The sequence below is a fragment of the Candidatus Hydrogenedentota bacterium genome (genome assembly GCA_035416745.1).
In the GTDB taxonomy this organism is placed as follows: Bacteria; Hydrogenedentota; Hydrogenedentia; order Hydrogenedentales; family SLHB01; genus UBA2224.
Map to the genome: position 1 here is coordinate 1 of DAOLNV010000071.1, position 4894 is coordinate 4894.

Sequence of the window (4894 nt, forward strand, 5' to 3'; positions counted from 1 at the left end):
GGCTATTCCTTGCCCCGGCCATCGAACCAATACGTTTGAAACTCCTCGAACGCGCACGCGAGGGCGTCAACATGGTCTGGCGGCGTGGGCGGATAAATGCCCGCAATGAATTCGAGCCCGCCTTGTGCCGAGCCGAGCAGGCGCACCTCTTCTTCGATCAACTCGCGGATTTCCTGCCGCGTGCCGAAAGGGATGATGCGCTGCCGGTCGACATCCAGGCGGATGCACAGGCGCCCCTTGAGTTCCCTGCGCAGGTTATCGATGCCGTTGCAGAGGTCCTGCGGATTGATGATCGACACCCCGGCGAAGATCAGCTCATCAAGGAGGTCCATGATGTATCCGTCGCTGTGCAGCATTACATGACATCCCTTTTCGCGGCAGGGTCTGATGAGCCTCTCGTACGTGGGCGTGCAATAGGTGTGAAACATGGCAGGGCTGATGATTGAGGAGGTCTGGCTGCCAAGGTCCTCCCCGATGGACACGGCATCGACATTCATGGCGAGGTATTGGTCGATAAGCACGCGGTTATGGCGGTACAACACCTCGATGAGGTCCCACAACGGAGGCTCCCCCGTCGCCATATCGATCATCATGTTGTCGAAGCCGCGCAGGTAAGTCAGCCGCATGAAGAAGAAGCCATGGGGAAGCCCGCCCCAAGTCAATTCGCCCTTCGCGTTCGCCGTTTCGATGTCACGCCGCGCCTGTGCCCAGTCCATGGGGCCACGGTCCGCGGTTATCAGCGGATTAGGGACCTGCCACGTCTCAAACGCCGCCCAGGAAGCCAAGGGATGCTTCGTCACCACGCCCTCAATGCCATTTGTATCCGAGAGCCAGACGCACCCCCACGTGTCCTCGAACGGCACGCCCGCGGTGTGGGCTGGTCCGAAGTCGAAGGCGTCCCAGTCGCGTTTTCCCTTTTCAAAATCCGGCCAGATGCGGGGATGTCGCGCCACCACGTCCTCCATGGCGCCTCGCCACTGGTCCCAGGAAGCGTTTGACAGGTAGATGTGCATCGGGGTGTATTCGGGATAATGAAACGAGGCATTTCGCAGGTAATTCTCCCGATACGTCAGCGCCATACGGTTTTCCTCCGCGTATTGATGCCTGGTGTTGCCCATTGTAGACGAACCACAGGCGTAAAGACATCAGCCGGGTTCGTGAACATGGACGGATTTGGCACGGCTCCGCGGAATCGCCTAGAATAAGCCCTCGAAAACGAGGGTCCGGGGCAGCCGGCGCACAGGGCCAGCGCAAACCAATCCCCAAAACGCATGGTGACGAGGAGGCCACGCATGACCGCACGACGCAAACCCACCCGCAGACACTTTCTTGCCGCGGCCGCCGCTGCCGTTGCCGCGCCGTACTTCGTGCCCGCAAGAGCCTTCGGGGCCAACGACCGCGTCAACATCGGCTATATCGGCTGCGGACGCCGCGCCGACGGGCTTCGAGGAGTGCCCGGCGACGCCCATGTCATCGCACTGGCCGACGTCAACAAACAGCGCCTGCAGGATTGGGCCAAGGGGAAACTGGGCAGAGACTACGGCATCACGGACGACAAGCTCTTTCAGGACTACCGGGAGATGCTGGGGCTCGAGGATCTGGATGCGGTTATCATCTCCTCGCCCGACCACTGGCACGCGCTGCACTCGATTCACGCCATGGAAGCGGGCAAGGACGTGTACGTCGAAAAGCCCATGACGCTTACCATCCGGGAAGGGCGGCTGATGGTCGACGCGGCGCGCGCTCACGGCCGCATCTGCCAGGTCGGAAGCCAGCAACGGACCATGCAGGAGAACCGTGTTGCCTGCGCCCTGGTTCGCGCGGGCCGCATCGGAAAGGTCCACACGGTGCATACGGAGAATTATCCCAGCCCGTGGGAATGCACCTTGCCCGAGGAGGAGGCGCCTGAGTACATCAATTGGGACATGTGGTGCGGCCCCACGCAATACCGGGGCTACCATGAAAAGCTCTACACCCCGCGCGGCGGCCAACAAGGCCAGGAGTGGGGATGGATCTCGTTCCGGCCTTATTCCGGCGGCGAGATGACCGGCTGGGGCGCGCACGGGCTCGACCAAATCCAGTGGGCATTGGGCATGGACGCTTCGGGTCCTGTCGCGGTCTGGCCCCTGCTCGATCAGGAACCCGCGTTTGACGGCGTGCACCAGGGGCCCCGGTATCCCGTCCACATGCGTTATGCCAACGGCACCGTGGTGAAGCTCGACAACCAGGGCGCCCCGGGCGGCGGCTGGTTCGAAGGCGACGAGGGCGAGCTCAAAATCGACCGCGGACGTTACGTGATAAAGCCCGACACCCTGGACGACGCGTTGCCCGAGCTCGAACCCCTCTCGTTCGTGGGCGACACCAATGAGCACATCGCGAACTGGATTCAGTGCATACGCACGCGCCAAACTCCCAACGCCGACGTCGAGATCGGCCACCGGACGACCACCGTCTGCCATCTCGGCAACATCGCGCGCTGGCTGAAACGCGAAATCACGTGGGACCCGGTGACCGAGACGTTCCCGGGCGACGACGAAGCCAACAGCTACCTGGATCGTGAGCGCCGCGCCCCCTGGACCCTGGGCTGACGGCAGGTCGAGCATGACTGAACGGAAGGAGATTGGATTCCGATGACCGCTTCGGAGACCGTGTTTACGCGCAACAACATGGATGCGATGCGCGCGGCCGTGCGCGAAACCGTCGAGCGCACGCCTCTGACCGACATTCACACGCATCTCTACGCGCCCGCGTTCGGCAAACTCTTGCTCTGGGGCGTGGACGAACTGCTGACGTACCATTATCTCATCGCGGAAGTGGTTCGTGCGTCGCGTATCGAGCCGGCGGCGTTTTACGCGAAGAACAAGCGGGAACAGGCCGATTTCATCTGGCAAACGCTGTTTCTGGAGCGGTCCCCCTACAGCGAGGCCTGCCGGGGCGTGCTCACGGTGCTCGATACGCTGGGACTTGACGTGGCCTCGCGCGACCTCGCCGCGTACCGTGCCTATTTCGCCCAACAAACCGTCGAAGGCTACATCGACACGGTTTTCGAACGCGCCAACCTGAAATCGGTGGTCATGACCAACGACCCGTTCGACGACGCCGAGCGTCCCGTGTGGGAGTCGGGCATAGAGGCCGACAGGCGGTTCCACGCAGCGCTGCGCATCGACCTCGTCCTGAACAACTGGGCGAGCGCCTGCGCACGCCTCAAGGGATGGGGGTACGGCGCCGATGAAACCCTCAGCAAGAAGGCGTTGGCGGAGACCCGGCGTTTTCTTGCCGATTGGCTGAAAAGAACCAAGGCCTTGTACATGGCGGTATCGCTGCCGCAGGATTTCGCGTTCCCGGAAGAGTCGCCGCGCGCCAGGCTCATCGCCGAGTGCATCATTCCCGTAGCCAGAGAATACAACGTGCCCTTCGCCATGATGATTGGAGTCAAGCGCGCCATGAATCCGGCCTTGAAACTCGCCGGCGACGGCGTGGGCAAGAGCGATGTGGGAGCTGTCGAGCGCCTGTGTGTATCGTATCCCGATGCGAAGTTCATGGTGACCATGCTCGCACGCGAGGATCAGCATGAACTGTCCATCGCGGCGCGCAAGTTCCCGAACCTGTTTCTGTTCGGGTGCTGGTGGTTCCTCAACGTGCCGGGCATTATCGAAGAGATGACGCGCATGCGCTTCGAGCTGCTGGGGACATGCGTCCTGCCTCAACACTCGGACGCGCGCGTGCTCGACCAGGTCATCTACAAGTGGAGCCACTCGAGGGCCATCATCGCAAACGTGCTCGCCGACAAGTACGCGGACCTGCTGCGAACGGGCTGGGCGCTGAAACAAAGTGAGCTCGACCGTGACGTTGCCGGCCTGCTCGGCGGCAACTTCTGGGATTACCTGAAATAAGCGCGGGACGGCGCCGTCCAGGAAAAGAGGGCCTATGTTCGTTTACCCTGTGCGCATTACGTTGCATGACGCCGACGCGGCGGGCGTGTTGTTCTTTGGGCGTTATTTCGCGCTGGCGCACGACGCCTACGAGGCCTTCCTCGACTCGCACGGGCTGAACATCGGCCATCTGATTCAAACCACCGATTACATCATCCCCGTAGTCCATGCTGAAAGCGATTACCGGCGCGCCTTGTTTGTCGGCCAGCAGGCTACGATCCGCTTGCGTGTCGTAGACCTGCGCAGCCGGACCTTTGCCATTGCCTACGAATTCCTCAATGCCGAGGGCAGACTGGCTTGCACCGTCCGCACCGTCCACTGTGCCGTTAACAAACAGAGCCGTAAAGCCGTCGCCCTTCCCAAGGAGGTCGTCACGGCGCTGAAATCCGAGGTGGAGCCGGGTCAGCTGGTCTAGAAACGGACCCGCGTGCGCATATGTCGCGTAGGAGTAAGCGTTCCCCGGAGAATCGCTGTGGAGGTGCGGTCATGCCTGACGAAACACCTTGGCACGATGACGACAAGTTCTGGGCCCTTTTTCACAAATGGGGTTTCTCCGAGACCCGGTGGGCGGCCGCCGGCATTGAAGCCGAGCACGTGCTGGCCCTGACCGCACAAACGCCGCCGCTCGACGTGTTGGACATGTGCTGCGGCGTCGGCCGTCATTGCATCGCTTTCGCCAAGCGCCAGTGCCGCGTGGTCGGCGTCGATCGGACCACGTTCTATCTGGCGGAAGCGCGGGCGAGAGCCGAGGGCGAGGGCGTCTCTATCGAATTTGTCCAGGATGACATGCGCCGGTTCGCGCGGCCCGGCAGCTTCGACCTGGCACTGAGCCTGTACACATCTTTCAGCTATTTCGAAGCGCACGAGGACAATATGACGGTGTTGCGCAATCTGCACGCATCGTTGCGTCCCGGCGGCATGCTGGTCATCGAAATGATGGGAAAAGAGGTGCTCGCCCGCAA

5 protein-coding genes are annotated in these 4894 nt (G+C 62.0%); 4 read left to right on the forward strand and 1 reads right to left on the reverse strand.

The window, feature by feature from the left end; all coding sequences use genetic code 11:
- Positions 1-2: 2 nt before the first annotated feature.
- The gene (locus PLJ71_17475; GenBank protein ID HQM50483.1) at positions 3-1079 is read right to left on the reverse strand and encodes a uroporphyrinogen decarboxylase family protein; all 1077 of its coding nucleotides are present in this window, start codon (positions 1077-1079) and stop codon (positions 3-5) included.
- A gap of 213 nt (positions 1080-1292) precedes the next feature.
- Between PLJ71_17475 and PLJ71_17480 the strand changes: the two genes are divergently transcribed.
- The 4 genes from PLJ71_17480 to PLJ71_17495 form a co-directional block, all read left to right on the forward strand.
- Positions 1293-2588 carry a Gfo/Idh/MocA family oxidoreductase gene (locus tag PLJ71_17480; GenBank protein ID HQM50484.1) on the forward strand — a complete coding sequence of 432 codons (1296 nt, stop codon included), beginning with the start codon at positions 1293-1295 and terminating at the stop codon, positions 2586-2588.
- Between the two features lie 42 nt (positions 2589-2630).
- A complete protein-coding gene (locus PLJ71_17485; protein ID HQM50485.1) occupies positions 2631-3893 on the forward strand; it encodes a glucuronate isomerase in 1263 nt (420 codons plus the stop codon).
- Between the two features lie 34 nt (positions 3894-3927).
- Positions 3928-4347, forward strand: coding sequence for a thioesterase family protein (locus PLJ71_17490; protein HQM50486.1), 420 nt, complete (start codon positions 3928-3930; stop codon positions 4345-4347).
- A 71-nt stretch (positions 4348-4418) separates the two neighbouring features.
- Positions 4419-4894 (forward strand): class I SAM-dependent methyltransferase (locus PLJ71_17495; protein HQM50487.1); only part of this gene is annotated, 476 nt, incomplete at its 3' end.